This is a genomic window from Pontibacter sp. MBLB2868 (assembly GCF_051904785.1).
GTDB lineage: Bacteria > Bacteroidota > Bacteroidia > Cytophagales > Hymenobacteraceae > Pontibacter.
The window spans coordinates 4,378,145-4,397,785 of record NZ_CP196710.1 but is presented as its reverse complement, the minus strand read 5'-3'; the positions used below and the strand labels follow the sequence as shown (position 1 = coordinate 4,397,785).

Annotated in this window: 13 protein-coding genes and 2 tRNA genes; 9 read left to right on the top strand and 6 right to left on the bottom strand. The window is 46.2% G+C overall.

Annotated elements, in window-relative coordinates; all coding sequences use genetic code 11:
* Positions 1–303 precede the first annotated feature (303 nt).
* From ACSX1A_RS18845 to rodA, 5 genes are read left to right on the top strand one after another with little or no spacing between them, the layout of a single operon-like run.
* On the top strand, positions 304–1,329 hold the full coding sequence (locus ACSX1A_RS18845; RefSeq protein WP_439881186.1) for a rod shape-determining protein: 1,026 nt from the start codon (positions 304–306) through the stop codon (positions 1,327–1,329).
* Positions 1,330–1,338: 9 nt separating this feature from the next.
* The gene (gene mreC / locus ACSX1A_RS18840) at positions 1,339–2,205 is read left to right on the top strand and encodes a rod shape-determining protein MreC (protein ID WP_439881185.1); all 867 of its coding nucleotides are present in this window, start codon (positions 1,339–1,341) and stop codon (positions 2,203–2,205) included.
* Positions 2,195–2,722 (top strand): hypothetical protein, encoded by a 528-nt coding sequence (locus tag ACSX1A_RS18835; RefSeq protein WP_439881184.1) that lies wholly within the window; start codon positions 2,195–2,197, stop codon positions 2,720–2,722. Before mreC ends, ACSX1A_RS18835 begins: the two co-directional genes overlap by 11 nt.
* Positions 2,723–4,549, top strand: coding sequence for a penicillin-binding protein 2 (gene mrdA / locus ACSX1A_RS18830; RefSeq protein WP_439881183.1), 1,827 nt, complete (start codon positions 2,723–2,725; stop codon positions 4,547–4,549).
* Positions 4,513–5,835 (top strand): rod shape-determining protein RodA, encoded by a 1,323-nt coding sequence (gene rodA / locus ACSX1A_RS18825; RefSeq protein WP_439881182.1) that lies wholly within the window; start codon positions 4,513–4,515, stop codon positions 5,833–5,835. The genes mrdA and rodA overlap by 37 nt, the downstream gene beginning before the upstream one ends.
* Positions 5,836–5,845: 10 nt before the next feature.
* On the opposite strand, the gene ACSX1A_RS18820 is transcribed toward rodA, so the two are convergent.
* The 4 genes from ACSX1A_RS18820 to mutS all read right to left on the bottom strand — a co-directional run bounded on the left by ACSX1A_RS18820 (position 5,846) and on the right by mutS (position 10,557).
* Positions 5,846–6,940 (bottom strand): acyltransferase family protein, encoded by a 1,095-nt coding sequence (locus ACSX1A_RS18820; protein ID WP_439881181.1) that lies wholly within the window; start codon positions 6,938–6,940, stop codon positions 5,846–5,848.
* 538 nt (positions 6,941–7,478) lie between these two features.
* A tRNA-Leu gene (locus ACSX1A_RS18815) sits at positions 7,479–7,562 on the bottom strand.
* Between the two features lie 85 nt (positions 7,563–7,647).
* A tRNA-Gly gene (locus tag ACSX1A_RS18810) sits at positions 7,648–7,720 on the bottom strand.
* Positions 7,721–7,929: 209 nt separating this feature from the next.
* A complete protein-coding gene (gene mutS, locus ACSX1A_RS18805; RefSeq protein WP_439881180.1) occupies positions 7,930–10,557 on the bottom strand; it encodes a DNA mismatch repair protein MutS in 2,628 nt (875 codons plus the stop codon).
* A gap of 361 nt (positions 10,558–10,918) precedes the next feature.
* Here mutS and ACSX1A_RS18800 point away from each other — a divergent pair, with 361 nt between their 5' ends.
* From ACSX1A_RS18800 to ACSX1A_RS18785, 4 genes are all read left to right on the top strand, one after another.
* On the top strand, positions 10,919–11,452 hold the full coding sequence (locus tag ACSX1A_RS18800) for an RNA methyltransferase (protein WP_439881179.1): 534 nt from the start codon (positions 10,919–10,921) through the stop codon (positions 11,450–11,452).
* A 277-nt stretch (positions 11,453–11,729) separates the two neighbouring features.
* Positions 11,730–14,213: a TonB-dependent receptor domain-containing protein gene (locus ACSX1A_RS18795; protein WP_439881178.1), complete on the top strand. Its 2,484-nt coding sequence runs from the start codon at positions 11,730–11,732 to the stop codon at positions 14,211–14,213.
* 147 nt (positions 14,214–14,360) lie between these two features.
* Complete coding sequence (locus ACSX1A_RS18790) at positions 14,361–15,380, top strand: dipeptidase (RefSeq protein ID WP_439881177.1); 1,020 nt, start codon at positions 14,361–14,363, stop codon at positions 15,378–15,380.
* A 415-nt stretch (positions 15,381–15,795) separates the two neighbouring features.
* Entirely contained in the window at positions 15,796–16,452 is a 657-nt protein-coding gene (locus ACSX1A_RS18785) for a hypothetical protein (protein WP_439881176.1), read from the top strand.
* A gap of 91 nt (positions 16,453–16,543) precedes the next feature.
* On the opposite strand, the gene ACSX1A_RS18780 is transcribed toward ACSX1A_RS18785, so the two are convergent.
* Entirely contained in the window at positions 16,544–17,107 is a 564-nt protein-coding gene (locus ACSX1A_RS18780) for a DUF4142 domain-containing protein (protein ID WP_439881175.1), read from the bottom strand.
* 129 nt (positions 17,108–17,236) lie between these two features.
* The gene (locus ACSX1A_RS18775) at positions 17,237–19,555 is read right to left on the bottom strand and encodes a M20/M25/M40 family metallo-hydrolase (protein WP_439881174.1); all 2,319 of its coding nucleotides are present in this window, start codon (positions 19,553–19,555) and stop codon (positions 17,237–17,239) included.
* Positions 19,556–19,641: the final 86 nt, after the last annotated feature.

Genomic DNA, 19,641 nt, shown 5'->3' with positions numbered 1-19,641 from the left:
ACTTCTCATTAAAAAGAAGCCCCGGTCTAAAAATAGACCGGGGCTTCTTTTTAATGAGAAAATTTAAAATAATTGTATCAATTAAGGCACTCTTTTTAAATTTTACGCATTTATCTGCGTTGTATGCTACAATACGCCTGTTGTTAAGTAGCAACAGATAAATAAAAATGCAGGATTAAATTATTGGAACATCAGTAACACTATTAATTCCGCTGAATTTCACTAATTTTGCCGCAAGTTTTTGACTAAAAATATTGTATATTTAAAATATAAACGGGCTGGACGCGCCTGCACTTCTATAAAATGGGACTTTTCAATTTTTTAACTAGTGATATAGCGATTGATTTGGGCACTGCCAACACCCTTATCATTCACAATGATAAGATTGTAGTAGACGAGCCATCGATCATTGCAGTTGACCGGACAACGGGAAGGGTACTTGCTATTGGCCGCAACGCCATGCAGATGCACGAAAAGACACACGAAAACATTAAAACAATTCGTCCGCTGAAAGATGGTGTAATTGCCGACTTCCATGCTGCCGAAGAAATGATTCGTGGTATGATCAAAATGATCGATACAGGCCGCCGTTTGTTCCAGCCTTCGCACCGCATGGTAATTTGTATTCCGTCTGGCATCACTGAAGTTGAGAAACGTGCCGTTCGTGACTCTGCGCAACATGCCGGTGCCAAAGAGGTATGGATGATACAGGAGCCAATGGCAGCAGCTATCGGTATCGGTATTGATGTAGAGCAACCAATCGGCTCTATGATCGTGGATATCGGGGGTGGTACGACAGAGATTGCCGTAATAGCCCTTTCCGGTATCGTTTGCGACCAGTCTATCCGCATTGCCGGTGACGTGTTTACAAAAGACATTTTAGATTACATGCGCCGCCAGCACAACCTGCTGATCGGAGAGCGTTCTGCCGAGAAGATCAAAATTGAAGTAGGCGCTGCGCTTACAGAAATAGAGAACCCTCCGGCTGACTATGAGATCCGTGGCCGTGACCTGATGACCGGCATCCCGAAGGTGATCAAGGTAACTTACCAGGAGATCGCTATTGCCCTGGATAAGTCGGTATCTAAAATTGAAGAGGCTGTTCTGAAAGCACTTGAAATTGCACCACCGGAACTCTCTGCCGATATCTACGACAATGGTATTCACCTGACAGGTGGTGGCGCCATGCTGCGTGGCCTTGACAAGCGTTTGGCAGCTAAAACCAAGCTTCCGATTCACATTGCCGAGGATCCTCTTAGAGCAGTAGTGCGTGGTACGGGAGCTGCCATCAAAAATATTGAAGGGTTTAAGAACGTCCTGCTAACATAAGGGGACTAAATGCGGAATCTATTTGCTTTTATATACCGGTTCCGTGCTTTCCTTGTATTTGTATTGCTGGAAGTGCTGTGTGTTATCATGATCGTGCGCTATAACACGTATCAGGGGGCAGCCTTCTTTAATTCAGCAAACAAATACGTGGGGCAGGTACTTGATTTTCAGAGTGGCATCACCGATTATTTCAGGCTAACGACTATAAACCGGACGTTAGCCAAGGAGAACGCTGCCCTTCGGGGAGAGGTAATGCGCTATAAGCAAGCTGCGTTAGTGGACAGCACCAGCACCCTGGATAGCACTTTCTTCGCTTTAACAGATACACTACAGGCTAGTCCTTATATTTTGCATGCCGGGCGTGTTATCAATAACTCCATCCGGCGTTCTAATAATACCCTGACCCTTGCAGTAGGCACCGCAGACGGCGTTCAGCCTGGCATGGGGGTAATTTCTCCTAATGGAGTTGTTGGCAGGATCAAAACAGTATCTAAAAATTACTCTACAGCCACTTCGCTGCTGCATTCGCAGATGCTGATCTCTGCCAAAATAAAGAAAAATAATACCTTCGGCACCATTAAATGGACAGGAGGCGACTACCGGACTGCCCTGCTAGATTACATCCCTTTACACGTTAAGCCGGCTAAAGGCGACACTATTGTTACCAGCGGCTATAACACTGTGTTTCCGGAAGGCATACTAGTAGGCACTATCAGTTCTATAGAAAAGGAGCAGGATAAGAGTTTTTATACTATCCGTGTAAAACTGGCCGTAGATTTTGCACAGCTCTCTTATGTGTACGTGATCGAGAATACGGTAAAAGAGGAGCGTGAAGAATTAGAACAAAACGCAGGTATACTTCCAAATGAAGAGTAGCTTAGGTTTAACGAACATCTTACAGTTTATCCTGTTTGTAGCACTGCAGATCCTGCTGATGGATAACCTGGTGCTCTATGGAACAGGCTTCTGCTATATTTATGTAGCTTTTCTGCTTTTTCTGCCTTTGGGTATCAATCGCCTGCTGTTACTCTTTTTAGGTTTTCTGCTGGGTTTTACAATTGATGTGCTCTATGACACCATGGGAATCCATGCAGCTGCCAGCGTCTTACTCGCTTTTCTCCGGCCTCATATTTTGAACCTTCTTACCCCCCGCGACGGTTACGACATCAATGACTCGGTGAACATTCATGTGATGGGCAAAGGCTGGTTTTTAACCTATACATTCATACTCTTACTTATACATCACGCAGCTGTATTTTTCCTGGAAAAGATAAGCTTTGATGATTTGTTCTACACGCTGTTAAAGATAGTGGTTAGCACCCTATTCACCGGAGTAGTTGTAATCATACTACAGTTACTGTTCTTCTCACCCAAGAGAACTAGTAGAATATAAATGAAATACCTAGAGAATAGAAAGTACGTCATACAAGGCATTTTTTTACTGGTAGGCGTCGTGTATGCCCTGCGCCTTTTTTACATCCAGGTTGTAGACAGCAGCTACAAGCAGGCCGCTGAGACCAATGCCATCAAAACCATTATCCAATACCCGTTTAGGGGCCTGATCTACGACCGCAAAGGGAAGTTACTGGTCCAAAACACCCCTGTTTACGACCTGATGGTAATCCCGAAGGAGGTAAAACAACTGGATACGCTTCGGCTAAGCAACTTACTGCAGCTGCCTCTCGAGGACATTCGTGAACGTCTTAAAAAGGCGCGCACCTTCTCGTATGTGCAACCTTCTATCTTCTATCAGAAACTTACCACACAGGATTTTGCCCATATTCAGGATAACCTGATCGATTTTCCCGGTTTCTACATTAACGCACGTACTGCCCGCGGCTACCCGCATCAGAGCCTGGCACATGCCTTAGGGTATATTGCTGAGATCAGCCCAAAGCAGTTGGAAGACTCTACCTACCAGGGCTACCGGCCCGGTGACTATATCGGAAAAAGCGGTATAGAACTGGAGTACGAGAACTTCCTGATGGGTAAGCGAGGGGTAAAGTATAAAATGGTGAACGTACGGGGTATAGAAAAAGGGCCTTTTAAAGATGGTGCCTATGATACCCTTTCCGTAGCCGGCGAAAACCTTGTAAGCACCATTGACCTGGACCTCCAGGCCTATGGCGAGTTTTTAATGAACGGAGCTAAAGGGAGTGTGGTAGCTATAGAGCCTTCAACGGGTGAAGTGCTGGCCTATGTCTCCTCTCCTTTTTATGACCCTAACCTCTTTACCGGTAAAGACTACGGCAAGAACTACATGTCCCTGCTGTCCGACCCTAACAAAACGATGTTCAATCGTCCGATCATGGCGAGTAGTAACCCTCCTGGCTCTATTTTTAAGCTGGCGCAGGCACTTATTGCCTTACAGGATGGCATCATTACTCCCAATACGGGCTTCCCATGTAACCAGAGCCTGGTAAAGTGTTCGCATGCACACCAGGCACCAACAGATCTTTCCATAGCAATCAAGACCTCCTGCAATCCATACTTTTACCAGGTATTCAGGGCGGTTGTTAACCAGGGCAAGTCTGGCAATACCTTTAAAGACACAGCAATTGGTCTTGGTGACTGGCGTGAAAAAATTACAAGCTTCGGCTTCGGCACAAAACTCGGTATTGACCTTCCAAATGAAAAACAGGGCATTATTGCCTCACCTGCCATGTATAATAAAATATATGGCGAAAACCGCTGGAAGTTCTCTACTATCTATTCACTAAGTATAGGCCAGGGAGAGTTAGGTGTTACCCCCCTGCAGATGGCAAACTTTATGGCAACCATTGCAAACAGAGGCTATTATGTGACACCGCACATCATCCGCTCCATAGGCGAAAATGGAAAGCCGCTGCCAGAGTATCAGCAAAAGCATTACGCTGCTGTAGAGGCAAGGCATTTTGAACCAGTTATCGAAGGTATGGCGCAGGTAGTATCGTCGGGTACGGGCCGTAATGCCTCTCTTGAAAAGTTAGGTATTGCTGTGTGTGGCAAAACAGGAACCGCAGAAAACCCGCAGGGTAAGGACCATGCCGTATTTGTTGCCTTTGCACCAAGAGAAAATCCGAAGATCGCTATTGCTGTGTATGTAGAAAATGCAGGCTTTGGCGCACAGTCAGCGGCACCTATTGCCGGACTGATGATAGAAAAATATTTAACAGACTCTGTGTCTAGAAAATCAATGGAACAATGGGTGTTGAGCAGAAAGTACTTGGAGATAGACTAGTAGCGCCAAGCAGCAGCCGTACCTCGCGTCGAATAATTGAGCACATGGATTGGGTAACGATCCTGTTGTACTTCCTGCTGGTGGCCCTGGGATGGATGAATATCTATGCCGCTGTTTATAGCCCTGATAACATCGTTAATATCTTTAGCATGGATATTAACTCGGGCAAGCAGCTGCTGTGGATTGGCCTTTCGCTATTCCTGATACTGGTTATCCTCATTGTTGACTATAAAGTATATGAGCACCTCGCTTACCCTATTTATGGGGGCATTATTCTGTTGCTGCTCGTAACGCTGGTCATTGCTAAGCCTATTGCCGGCTCCAGGTCCTGGCTCGACCTGGGAGGAGGCATACGTTTACAACCCGCTGAGCTTGCAAAATTCGCTACGGCCCTGGCTGTCTCCAAGTATCTGGGTAGTATAAACCTGCGACAGCAAAAATTTAAGGACCAGATGGTTCTGGCTGCTATCACCTTTTTACCGCCGGTTATCATCATCCTTCAAAACGAAACAGGTTCTGCCCTTGTGTTTGGCGCGTTTATACTTGCCTTTTTCAGGGAAGGGATGTCACCGCTGATACTGATCATCGGAGGCTCTGCAGCCGCTATTTTCATACTTACCCTGCTGGTGCCAAAGCTATACCTGATCCTGGGGATAACGGCGCTGATGGGCCTTGCAATTGCTTTAGATTATCGACTGCTACGCCGCATTAAAACGATGGTAGCGATGCTCCTGTTAGTGGTGGGAATGATCTTCAGTGTGGACTATTTTGTAAATAACATCCTGCAGCCGCACCAGCAAAACCGTATTCAGGCCCTTATTAATCCGGAGGCGGACCCTCTGGGCTATGGTTGGAATGTTACCCAGTCTAAAATTGCTATCGGCTCCGGTGGTTTCTGGGGGAAAGGTTTTTTGGAGGGCACTCAGACCAAATTTGACTTTGTGCCAGAACAAAGCACTGACTTTATCTTTTGTACCATCGGGGAAGAACATGGCTGGTTAGGGAGCACTGTCCTGATCGGTATATTTATACTGCTTCTTACACGGATCGTAGCCATTGCAGAACGCCAAAGGTCTGTTTTTGGGCGAACCTATGGGTATTGTGTGGCCTCCATCATCTTCTTCCATTTTCTGGTTAATGTTGGCATGACGATTGGCCTTGCACCTGTAGTTGGTATTCCGCTACCTTTCTTTAGTTATGGAGGATCATCGCTGTGGTCATTCACTATTCTGCTTTATATCCTTATCGCTATTGATGCCAATCGCTCCAAGGACTTATCCAGGTAATTAACACTCCCTAGCTCCGTTTAATCCTCTCCAACATCAGGCGTTTGGTGGCGGTTGTTGTATCATCTATATTATTGGTTTGGGCTACTACTATTGGAGTAGCTGTATTTTTTTTCCTGAAGAGCAGTTGATTCCATACTTTCCCTGGTTCCCTGGATTGCAGATACTTTTTTAGAGCGTAAGAAGCCGTGTTCTCAATGTATCTGTTTATAGCAGTGGCTAACAATGTTATGCCAGCAAAGATCAATACCACTAAACCAATGTGCACTAGTATGTTTTCTGTCTCAAAGAGGTGACGGAATGCCAGCCCTACTTCCTGGTGCAATAGATAAAAAGGGTAAGATATTTTACCGAAGAATAACAGCCCTTTAAATTTGTTCAGGAAAGCCAGTTTTCCGAGCACCAACAGCGTAAATAACCCAAAAAAGGTCATTATGATCAGTGTCTCGTAAAGCGGGTTAAAATAAGCAAGGTGCTTTCCGAAAGAATACTGCACTGTAATGCCAAGGCAAACTAATAACCCCGTGCAACTTAACAGACTAAGCTTTTGGACGGCATGCACTTTATAGAAAATAATTCCAGCCACAAAAAGGCCAAAATACTTCACAACATCCTGCAGGTTCTTCTGCAACAGTATTTCGGTATTTAACATTAAGCCTGCCAGAGCAGCCAACAACATAAAACCTGCCCAAACTTTTACACGCTTTATTATGCCTAAAGCTAGCGATACGAAAACGATCATATAAAACACCAGTTCTTCAGTCAGGCTCCAATAAGCTCCATCAATGTTCTCGATTCCCAAAAAAGCTTGAAACATAGTGAAATTTCCGGCAATCTGGGAAGTAGTGATGCTTTGTCCGCTAAAAAACAGAACACAGGAGGTTATCAGTAGGCATACCCAGAAGGTTGGATATAACCTTGAAAAACGACCTATCACAAATTTTGAGGAATTCTTTACGCTATTGGCTGTCAGGAAAATAACAAACCCTGAAATAATAAAGAATAAATGAACACCAAGGTACCCATAGTCAAACAGCTGGAAGTGAAATAGAAAAACACCTAAGGCAGCAAGCCCTCGCAACGCGTCAAGTTCTTTTATTCTCATAACTGGGCTGTTAAGTGGCTTCATTCAACTTTAATAATGTTGTGTACCATATCACACTAAGGTGCATCGGGTACAGAGATAACATGGTACATTTAAACACTTACTATTAAACTAATAAATTGTTATATTTTTTTATATAGCTAATATGATTATTGCTTCAACTTCTAAATTGCATTTTGAAGAGAAAATGAATTTGCACTAGTAGTTGGTAATGTGGAGTAGTATTAAAAAATACTTATTGTTACTTCTGATCTGCCCCATAAGCGTAAATGAGTTATAAAAATAAATCGCATATTTTTTATAAAACAACAACTTTTCAACTGTTACTCCCGTAAAACAGATTGGCTAAAAGTTGAAAAGTTTACATTTAAATGAACCTTTCAAAAATAAATAACAAAGGCTCCCGGTAAGGGAGCCTTTGTTATTTATAGGTGTATAAGATCTGAATTTTGAAGCTGTGAGAGAAACCGGCAGCTGCCAGATAGAAACAAAAAGCCCCTGTGAATTTTATTCACAGGGGCTTTTTGTTAAAAATTAGTACCAGGAGCGGGAATCGAACCCGCACGAGCTTGCGCTCACAAGATTTTAAGTCTTGCGTGTCTACCAGTTCCACCATCCCGGCAACCTTCAGAGCGTTCTCTGAAGTGAATTCTGCAAAAAACAAAGACGTTGTTATTAGACAACGTCTCCTGTTCGTATTTTGCCTGAGCGGGAGACGGGATTCGAACCCGCGGCCTCGACCTTGGCAAGGTCGCGCTCTACCAACTGAGCTACTCCCGCTTTTGTTATCACCAAACCGCCGTAGTGATTTAGTGTTGCAAAGATATAGACAAAATCTAACATGTCAATAGCCTGCCGTAAAAATTTATCACCCCCTGCCCTTTTAGGCTGATTTTCAGGAAGAAAAAATTCAAAAAAGTTCTTCAAACAGATTCACCCGGTGTTGCACAAGGCATAAATGTACTACAGGCGAGGCACAAGTATGTAAACTATCGAAGCGCCTCCTGCTTTTTATCCTGCAGCAGAAGCTTCAGTTCATTCAATTTTAGCAGGGCTTCTACAGGGGTAATCGTGTTAATATCCAGTTGCTCCATCAGCTCCTTCACGCGCTGCATCTGCGGGTCATTTACCTCAAACATGCTTAACTGGTAGTTTTGCTTCGGAACCGTCTTCATGCGTTGTTGCGGCGCATCTTCTGACACCTTCTCCTTCTCCAGGTGGTGCATGATCTCATCGGCACGTAGCACCACGCTGTTTGGCATACCTGCCATTTGAGCCACATGAATACCAAAGCTATGCTCACTGCCCCCGGGCACCAGTTTACGCATGAACAGAATTTTGCCTCCTGCTTCGCGCACTGACACATTAAAGTTCTTTACACGTGGCAGCTCCTCTGCCAACTGGTTCAGTTCGTGGTAATGCGTGGCAAATAACGTTTTGCCTTTATACTTGGGGTGGTTATGGAGATGTTCTACAATAGCCCAAGCTATGGAAATACCATCATACGTACTTGTGCCGCGCCCGATCTCATCCATCAGCACCAGGCTTCTGTCCGACAGGTTGTTCAGAATGCTGGCCGTCTCCGTCATCTCTACCATAAAAGTAGACTCACCTTTAGATAAATTATCCGAAGCACCCACACGGGTAAATATCTTATCGATAATCCCAATACTTGCCGCATCTGCCGGCACAAAACATCCTATCTGTGCCATCAGCACGATCAGGGCCGTCTGGCGAAGCAGCGCACTTTTACCGGCCATGTTAGGACCTGTGATGATGATCACCTGTTGCTCTTCGTTATCTAAGAAAATATCGTTGGGCACATAAGCTTCTCCCAAAGGCAGCTGCTTTTCAATAACCGGATGACGCCCTTTCCTAATATCGAGCACATGACTGTCGTTCACATCAGGCTTCACATAATTACTGGCCAACGCTGTACCTGCAAAGGAAGAGAGGCAGTCTATCACACCGATCACCTTGGCATTTTGCTGTACCTGTGCCACGTAATCCAGGGCATGTAGTACCAGCTCATTAAACAGGCCGAATTCTATACTATAGATCTTGTCTTCGGCATTCAGTATCTTCTCTTCGTATGTCTTGAGCTCTTCGGTAATGTAGCGTTCTGCATTTACAAGCGTCTGTTTGCGTATCCAGGAGGCCGGCACTTTCTCCTTGTGTGCATTGCTTACCTCCAGGTAATAGCCAAACACCTTGTTGTATGCTATCTTCAGCGATGTAATTCCCGTATTCTTAACCTCACGCTGCTGTACCTGCGCCAGGTAATCTTTACCGGAGAAAGCAATAGCACGCAGCTCATCCAGTTCCGCATGAATGCCATCGTTGATCATGTTGCCCTGGTTTGTGAGCATAGGCGGCTCCGGCTTCAGCACATTCTTGATCTCTTCACGAAGTCCGTCGCAGGGGGCCAGCTGAGCAGCCAGTTTTTGCAGGGGAGCAATATCACTTAGAGCCAATGCTTTCTGAATAGGCAGAATAGCATCCAGGGCTTTCGACAATTGCACTAACTCCCTTGGGTTAACCCGTCGCACTGCCACTTTAGATATAAGGCGCTCCAGGTCATTTATCTGCTTCAGGTGCTGCGTTAGCTCCTCGAGTAGCTCCCTGTGCTGTGTCAGCGCCTCTACCGTATCCAAACGGCGGCGTATCTGAGTTACATCTTTTAACGGTAACACTACCCACTTCTTCAGTAAACGGGCACCCATGGGGGTTACGGTTTGATCCAGCACCTGGATAAGCGGCACACCCTCCTGGTGCTGCGGAAATACCAGCTCCAGGTTACGAACCGTAAATCTATCCAGCCATACATACTTGTCTTCTTCCAGCCTGGAAATGGTAGCAATGTGGCTGATCTCATGATGATGTGTTTCAGAAAGATAATGAAGGATAGCCCCGGCAGAAATAATACCCTCGGTCATACCTTCAATGCCAAAACCCTTCAGGGAGGCCGTCCCAAACTGGCGTGTCAGGGATTCATAAGCAAAATCATACTTGAATACCCACTCGTCCAGCGCATAATAGCGGAAGTCAGGGCCGTAACGCTCCGTAAAGGTTTCTTTCTCGCGTTTGCAGAACAGCACCTCCGAAGGAGCCAGACTCTGCAACAACTTGCCAACATAATTCTTATCGCCCTGTGCTGTGATAAACTCACCGGTAGAGACATCCAGAAAGGAAACGCCTGTCTCCGTTTTACCGAAATGCACTGCGGCCAGGTAGTTATTGCTGCGGCGCTCCAGCACCTGGTCGTTAAAGGAAACACCCGGTGTTACGAGCTCTGTAACGCCGCGCTTCACAATGCCTTTAACTGTTTTTGGGTCTTCCAGCTGATCACAGATGGCCACACGCTCTCCGGCTCTAACCAGCTTTGGCAGATACGTGTCGAGTGAGTGATGCGGAAAACCAGCCAGGGCTGTTTCAGATGACGAGCCGGCTCCGCGCTTTGTCAGTACGATATCCAGAATCTTACTGGCCCTGATGGCATCTTCGCCAAATGTTTCGTAAAAGTCTCCAACCCTGAACAACAGCAAGGCTCCCGGATGCTTCGCCTTTATAGCGTTGTACTGCTTCATCAAAGGGGTTACTGTGCCTTCTCCTTTCATACTATATCTAGTAACTTTGAATTCTGAGTTATAAGTTAAAGGTGCTTTTTACTCACCCCTACTCCATTTATAAATTAAGCGCTCTTTCTGACTTGTCAGTCTGAAAACATAATATTTCCTAGGTCCTGTTTCAGAAATAAAACGCGCAGAAACATCCGCCATTGGTATAGTTCCGGATGCATACATCCGGAACAGCAGAAGAATACCTCCTTGTTTCCAATTTTAAGCCGATAATTTGACCTTCCATCGGATTAACAACCGACCTAGGTTTGACTTTTGCCAAAATCAGCCTGACCTTTGCAGCAGCGCTGGCAAAACAAGGTCTTGTGTCTTGTATCTTCAGTCTTGCGTCTATAAAAGAATGCGTAAACTTTCGATGGACGACCTCAACCGCGATTCGGTTGAAGAATTCAAAAATAAGAAAAAAATACCGTTAGTCTTGGTGCTCGATAATGTGCGCAGCCTGAATAATGTTGGCTCTGTTTTCCGGACAGCCGATGCGTTTATGGCTGAAAAAGTATACCTCTGCGGCATTACCGGCACCCCTCCGCACCGCGACATTGAGAAAACAGCACTCGGAGCCACGGAGTCTGTTGCGTGGGAGCATGTACCTGATACGCTTGAGCTGATCAAGCGACTGCAGGCAGATGGTTACAAAATTTGCTCGGTGGAGCAGGCCGAGAATAGCACGATGCTGAATGATTTCAGGCCGGAGCCTGGTCAACCCTATGCTTTTGTATTGGGCAATGAAGTTTTTGGTGTGGAGCAGGATGTGGTAAGCGCTTCTGATGTGGTGCTGGAGATCCCCCAGTTTGGCACCAAACATTCCCTTAATATTTCCGTCGCCACGGGTGTGGTTGTATGGGACTTCCTGAGCAAAACACTCGCGCAATAGGCTTAACTAAGCTAAATTCTGATAGTATAAACAAGAACAGGGAGAACAATAAAACAAGTTCTGCCTGTTCTTGTTGTTCCCATATCCAACCCACGAAAGCCATAAAGTTTTCCACAACACTAAACCCTGCTGCACATTCTTAGTCTAGTTTATAAGGTTATTGCGTCTTTAATAAATCTAAAGGCTTGTTCTTTGGCAAGGGCGTGATCTCTTTTTGCAGACAAAATCAATGTTTAACCTGATTTTGGAAGCTTTCTGTCAGAGCTCCATCTTAACTATGAGAATAAATTTATTACATTTTTTATTACTGTTTTCCATTGCCAACACATTACCATTTGCACTACAGGCACAGCAGCCTCAAACTACCACCCGCGGCAAAATATCCGGCACTTTAGTTCAAGGCGACTCCAAGGCACCTATAGGGTTTGCTAACGTTGTGTTGCTTTCAGCCAAAGACTCAAGCCTAGTGACCGGCGCTACCACCGATGTAGAAGGATACTTTTTACTTGAACGCGTACTCAACGGCCGCTTTATACTTCGTGCCTCGATGGTGGGCTACCCGACCCGTTACGTTCCTAACATCATCATTTCACCCCAAAAGCCTGAGGTCGCTTTGGGAAATATAACTTTAAAGGCATCTTCGACAAAACTTAGCGAAGTAGAAATAGTGGCCGAGCAGCAACTCGTGGACTATGAGCTGGACAAGAAAGTGGTAAACGTAAGCCAGGATATTAACGCACAAAGTGGCTCTGTGGCCGAAGTAATGCAAAATCTGCCCTCTGTTACGGTTGATATAGACGGCAACGTAAGTATGCGGGGCAGCTCAAACGTTACGATACTGATAGACGGAAAGCGCTCTGCGCTTTCTAACCTCACCCTGGACCAGATTCCAGCTAACCTTATCGAGAGTATTGAACTTATCACAAACCCCTCTTCCAAGTATAACCCCGAAGGCACATCAGGCATCATTAACCTCGTGTTAAAGAAAGAGAAAAAGCCAGGCTTCAATGGCTCTGCTTCGGTTACTGCCGGCACTTATGATAATTACAACAGCTCCCTTAACCTGAACTACCGCTACGATAAGTGGTCGGTTACCGGGGGCTATGATTTCAGACAACGTAACAGGCCCGGCACCCGCAACAGCTTTACGGAGAATTTTTACCTGAACGAGCAAGGGCAGACAGACAGCACCAGCTACCGCTCACAAACCGGCGATCGTAACAGCACGGACGTTTCGCACAACTTCCGCCTGGGAGCCGACTACTACCTTACTCCACGTCATACTTTATCAGCTTCGGGTATTTACCGCTTTGGCCAGGATAAGGACAGGAATTCTATACTTTACCGTTTCCTGAACGAGAACCGCCTGCAGACAAGCTCCAGCCTCAGAAACACTACTGAAAATGAAGATGAAAAAGCCATGGACCTGACACTGGGTTACCGGCAGACCTTTGAGCGCAAAGGGCAGGAACTTACAGCTGACATCGTTTACAATACCAATGTGGATGAAGAGGAAAGTATGTTCAGCGAACATGATCTGCTTTCTGAAGCCTCACCTGAACTGCAGCAAACTTTAGTGGATGACGGAAACTATGAACTTGTGACCAAAGCCGACTATGTGCACCCGATCTCAGAAGACAGCCGCTTTGAGGCAGGATTCCGAAGTTCTTATGAGCGCCTGGATGAGGATTCACGTTTCTTTAACTTCGACAGCGCTGCTGGCAGTTATGTATATGATGTGGCTTTGAGCAATCATTTTGTTTACGACCAGCAGGTATATTCCCTTTACAGCAACTACAGCAACAAGTATAAATCCATCAGCTACCAGGTTGGTGTACGGGCGGAGCAGACACTTACAAAAGCGGATCAACGGACACAGGATATTGTAGCAAATAACAACTACTTCAGCCTTTTCCCGACGATCTTTATCACCAACGACTTCAACGACGACAACAAGGTTCAGTTCAGCTACAGCCGCCGCATTAACAGGCCCAGGAGCCGTTTTCTAAATCCTTTTGTTGACCGGTCTGACCGCTTTAGCGTGCGGTACGGCAACCCCGACCTGAAGCCGGAGTTTGTTAATTCGCTCGAGTTAGGCTACCTGCGTTACTGGGGCAACACTTCTCTCAACGCAACCGCATTTTTCCGCCATACCACCGATGAAATTGAGCGCTTCAGAACCACTACGATTGTGGTAGTGAATGGCGACTCCATACCAGCCAATGAGGTTACTTTCCTGAATCTTTCCAGCAATTCTTCTTATGGCGTAGAACTCGGTTTTAATCACCCGGTTACCAAATGGTGGCGCCTGAACGGAAGCGTATCGGGTTTCAGAACACAATTGAACACTACGCAAGGCGATACAGAGTTAAGCAGTAGTCGCATCAGCTGGACATCCAAGCTTAACTCTACCATGACGGTGTGGAAAGACCTTGACATACAACTTTCAGGCTTTTACCGTGCACCGATGGCCGATATCCAGGGCCGGATGGAGCAAATGTTCAGCATGGACCTAGGTATGAAAAAGGAAGTCCTGAATGAGAAGGGAACCGTATCGCTACGGGTTTCAGATATCTTCAATACCCGCCAGTATAACTTCCTGAGCTTTGGACCGGAGTTCAGAACTGAAAGCGAGAACCGCAGGCAAAGCCGCATTGTGTACTTAGGCTTTACTTACCGCATAAACAGCGACGGAGAAAAACAACGTCGCCGGGACCAGCAGCAGCAGGACCGGGGCGGAGATGCAGATGATGACTTTTAACGCACCTGTTTTTATAATGCTTAATGGCCGGGGCATTTGCTCCGGCTGTTCTGTTTTAAAGCCAGAAAGCATCAGATAGCTGCTGGCTTGTAGAAATTCTCAACTTAAGTGTTGTGCTTATCCGTACTTCTATAAAAAGATAAATCTATGGCTTCTAACAGTACTACCCCACGCCTGCCGATCGTTGACATGCACTGTGACTTATTGGTATACCTGACGGATGTACCTGATTCGGACATGAACAAAGCAGAGGAAATCGGGTGCTCGCTACCGAACCTGAAAGAAGGCAATGTGAAGCTACAGGTAATGGCCATGTATAGCGCAACAGGCGCCGGCAGTACGCAGTATGCCGCCCTGCAGCGCGACAAGTTCAGAGAGCTGGCGGATGCAGACAACGGCCTGACTGCTGTAACGAATGTAGAAAGCATGCAGCAGGTAATGCAGCAAGAAGGAGCTACAGGCATGGTGGCTGCCGTGGAGAACGCAGCCGGTTTCTGTGAGGAGCATGAGTCGCTGGAGGACGGTTTCAAGAAACTGGAGAAAATGATAGAGGTGTGTGAGCGCCTGCTTTACATCAGTTTCACACATCATACTGAGAACCGCTTCGGAGGAGGCAACATGACCGGTAAGGGCATCACGAGAGATGGCAAAATGCTCCTGGACTACCTGCACGGCCGAAAAATAGCTGTTGATTTTTCACACACAAGCGATGCCCTGGCTTTTGACATGCTCACGCACATTGACAAGGAAAAACTGGATATCCCGATCATCGCCAGTCATTCTAACTTCAGGCCTGTGTGGGAACACAACCGCAACCTGCCAGATGAACTAACCCAGGAAATTATTCGACGCAAAGGCTTGATCGGGATGAACTTCTTAAGAGCCTTTGTAAATAACGAAGACCCGGAAGCACTACTGCACCACATTCTGTATGGCTTCAGTAAAGGAGCAGGTGATGTAATCTGTTTCGGAGCCGACTTCTTCTATACCGCCGACAGCACCGACCTTAGCCGCATACCCTACTACTTTAAAGAGCATGAGCAAGCCAGTACCAGTTACAACTATGTGCTTAATCAGCTAAAGGAGCAGCTAACCAAGGAACAACTGGAGAAACTAGCATACCGGAATGCCCAGCGTTTCATCACTGACTTGTGGGCGAGCGGGTAAAGCAGTTACTACTCTCAGGAAACCCACATCTAAAAACAGTAGTAATTTATGCTGCAAAAACTTCAGTTTACTTGTTTCTCAGGAAACTAGCCCAATCGAAACCAGTTAAAAAAGTGTCAGATTCAGTACTTTTTTACCGGCTTATGCAAATAATAAAAGCACCTGAAAAAAATCATACTAAAATTTAGCAAGAGAGAATTCTCTTTTCGTGGCCCTGCATTTTACATAAATCAAAGTAAATCAATAATTTATAAAAACATTTATAGATTTAAAGCCATTCTCTCCAGCTGTTTAGGGTATAAGATTGGACAATGTGCTTTATCATTGGTCCACAAAAGTCCGTATAACTACTAACAATACCTGTTACTTAACGTACAGGCAGCTAAACAGACTTGTACACTCAAAGGCCATGCCCATGGATGCTCAGGAATACTCGCCGTTATACGTACAGATAAATGAATTGTACATCGATACTGTAGTGATCGATGATACGGAATTTATAACGCTCTGGTGTTTCACTGTGCTTGACGATGAGTACAAGTTTATCTACATGGGTTGCGACTTTACACAGTTTAACCAGATACTGATCGCTGCCGGCGAAAAAGGCAAGGAGATTGCGCTGCACATGGCCGATGTTCTTAACAAGCCTTACGATACACCCACCATAATTCCTATTAAAGAGAAATTTGACGAGTACCTGGAGCTAACCTGCCACGATATAATTGTTTATGAACCTCTTGCCGTTGAAGATGACCTGGAAGAATTTGAGGATGAGGACGACATGGACATTGAGCAGTTCTTTGGAGGCCGCCAAAACAAGACTCAGCAGAAATACCTGATCTACCAGTTGGACAAGCTGTACCCATCTAAAGTTTTCGAACCCAAAAAAGCCACACAAGAAGAGCTGGCAGATTGCTTTGAGGATGATTCGCTGGAGATGGCACAACTTTATTACGACTACCTCAATGCTATAGAGAACGGTTATTCTGATTGCGAAGCACGACAGGTAGCCGGTTTAGAGCGAGACCTGTTTTTTAGGATGGCCCGCAAAGCGGCTGAACTCTGGAAGTAGCTTTCCAATTAATCCAAGATCTTTTAGTTTTAGCAGCCCTGCTTATTCAACACTTAAGGATTAGCCCCTCTTCATGGGTTACGCTGTACTATCATGGCTGATGTGTTACAGAATCTGTAGCTGCAACGGAATTCAGTTGTTCCCTCAAATGCACCAGCATCGCCTGTAGCCATTTTCTTGTTCCCTGATTTTCAGCTATACTAAGCGCCTCCTGGTATCGCTCCAGTTGCATCTTGTGGGAGTTAAGTATATAGTCGTGGTAGCGGGTATCAAAATCCTCCCCTTTCAGTAGCTTAAACTCTTCTACCAGATCGTGGTCTGCCGCACCCAGGCTGTCCGGCACATGCACTTTTGTTTGACTGGCTACCAGACTGCGAAGCTGTTCCAGCGCTTTATAGTGGAAATCGGCTGCTTTCTGACCTATCAATCTTATTTCTTCCGTGCTGCCTTTTTCTGCTGCGAGTTTTCCTAATTCTGTCTGCAGCATATTACTGCTGGCTGCATAGTCCCAGAAAACAGGGTTATCGCGCAAGGTTTTATTCTTGCTTACTGGCGTGCCTTCCTCTACTACAGTATCAGAAGTAGGGCCATCGCAGGATAAAACAAACAGGAAGACCAAGCCGAAAGCAAGGGAAATTACTTTATCTATAAACATGTTAAGGATGCGTGTATAAGTGTGTATTCCCTATACTACGCATCCTTAAAAATTGGTTAGCGCCAAACGCCAATTCCAACGAAAAATGCAGCACTGCCTTTGCATGCTTCTATTGGCAGGGCCTGATGATCAGAAGGAATACGATTTCCGGACAACTGTGATATTACTCGTACCACCCTGTTCGGCAATAACATGAGCCGGCTTTGGTTTTTTCACCAGTTCCTGTGGCAAGCCTATACTTTGGTCATACAGGTGCAACGTAAGAGGAGTATCTGGTGCCAGGTGCAGCTCCAGTTCTACTTGCTTGTTCACCGGCAGACCATGAAGCCGGACATAGTAAACTTTTCCTTCTTTGGTGTCTAAAGGCTTCAGGTCCAGCTCTTCACCAGCCAGCTTTACCTCATGCAATGATGCTGTGTCCTTCGGCTGCAACACCAGTTCCAGGTGCGCTGCATCGCGACGTGACGCAAGCCTTAGTTGCAACACCCGCTCATTAGCAATTATGGTATCAGAAACCACTTCTGCAACAGGCGCTGGCACATCAATACTCCTGGCATCACTCACAAGGTATTCCAGGGTGGCCTGTGGGTACATATCTGATAAGGTCTTTCTTGACGCTTCCGTAAAAAACTGCCTGTTCCAGTCGTCGGTTGTCTGGTAATAAGTGGCCCATTGCGCCTTACCGGTGTCAGCATTTAAATAGTAGCTTATATGGCTATGGAGTGGCCGTTCTTCAGAAGGCTTCTCATGCCCTACCGCCCTATAGGTTTGGATGCCCCCCAGCAGCAGAAGAACCAATGGCAGTACAGGCACCTGCCGCCAACCAAGGCTCTGTTCTACGATCCAAAGCAGAGGCAGCAAGAGCCCCAGTAAAAGCACGAACAAAGCAATAGGGCCGGCAGGCAGTTGTAGTCCGAAAGCAACAAACACGACCTGCACAATGGGCATAAGCAGGAAAATGGCAGGAACAGAAGCAAACAACATTACTAACGTATAGCGCAGGTCTACCCTCGGCACCTCATGCAGACCCAATAACAAAACAAGTAACAACCCTCCCATGCTGAACAGGAGCGGAAACAGCAGCAGGTAGGTAGCATTTGGAATGATCAGGAACAGCACCATCATCAGCACGAACTGCACCAGAATTAAGCCCATGAACAATGCAAGCAAGCGCAGCCAGCGCAAGACAAACCAGCTTAGCAACAGAAAAAAGCCTAAAGCCAGCAACAGGTAGGCGATAAAAAACTCATGTGCACTGTATACCCCGTTTGACCGGTGCGAAAATGGCAGCTCAGCCAGCACCAGGTTGTTGATGAGCATAATCATTACTACCACCAGCACGAGCACTACTACATATACAAAGAAGCTGATGAGCACCTGCCGTATGGTAAGTCCTCCTTTCTGCCTGCTTACCTTAACCGTTACCAACAGCAACAGCGTAATTAGCGCTACCCAAAGCACATTAAGTTCTTGCGGATAATTGATCACCCAGCTTCCTATAAAATTGAAAAATACAGAGTCAGGAGCTTTTGTCTGGCTGAGCGGGATATTAGCGAAATGCTTTGTTAACGCAAGCATGTTGCTGCCATGCTGCTGCAGGCTGCGTATATCCAGGTTTTCCGGTGAGTCAGTTGCTTTGTGGTAATGTACAAATCCATCAATAAAGGCAGAGTTCAAGCCACTGTAACCGGCATCTTTAAACACTGTAAAGTCAGTGTCGTTTGGCATGCGCTTGTATATTTCATAAGCCAGAGAACTGACGAACGGATAAGGTGCCTCACGTATATACTGCTTCGCCACCCAACCATTTTCAGGGCTCAGCTCGAAAGTCATACTTGGCCCGGCATTACCACGGGCCTCTACATTTAGCACAAGCGCCACCTGCTTTGCCCAGGGGTGTTTCATAAATGCTTTTGCACCATACAAGCCATACTCCTCCCCGTCTGTCAGCAGCACGATCACGTCGTGCGCAGGTGTGCCGTTCTGCTTTAAAGCCCGTATTGTTTCCAGAATAGCAGCCACCCCCGAAGCATCGTCGCCAGCCCCACGGGCATTGGGTTGTGAGTCGTAATGGGCCATCAGCAGGATAGCTTTGCCCTTCTTACCCGTTCCACGCAACCTGCCGATCAGGTTGTACACATGCCCCACATAAGCTACCCCATTCATATCATTCACTGCTGCTGCTTCCTGCACCTGTGGGTCCAGGCCTAGTTTCTGCATTTCCTGGAGCAGGTATGTTCGCACTTTTGCGTGTTCAGCGGTACCCATAGCATGGGGTTTACCTGCTATATGCTGCACGTGCTCCATGGCCCGTGTTGCTGAGAATGCTGTTACTGGTGCGTTGGCGGGTTTTGGGGCAGGAGGTTGAAGCAGGTAGATGCTCAGAAGAGCCAGGCTTGTTACGGCCACGAGTACAAAAACTGCAATGGCGCGGTGTCGGAACTGCATAACCTATTGGTTTAGAGTGTTGCTATAGATACCCTAAAGTAATTATAAAAATCAATAAAGCATATAGCAGGTTTTACCTTAAACTA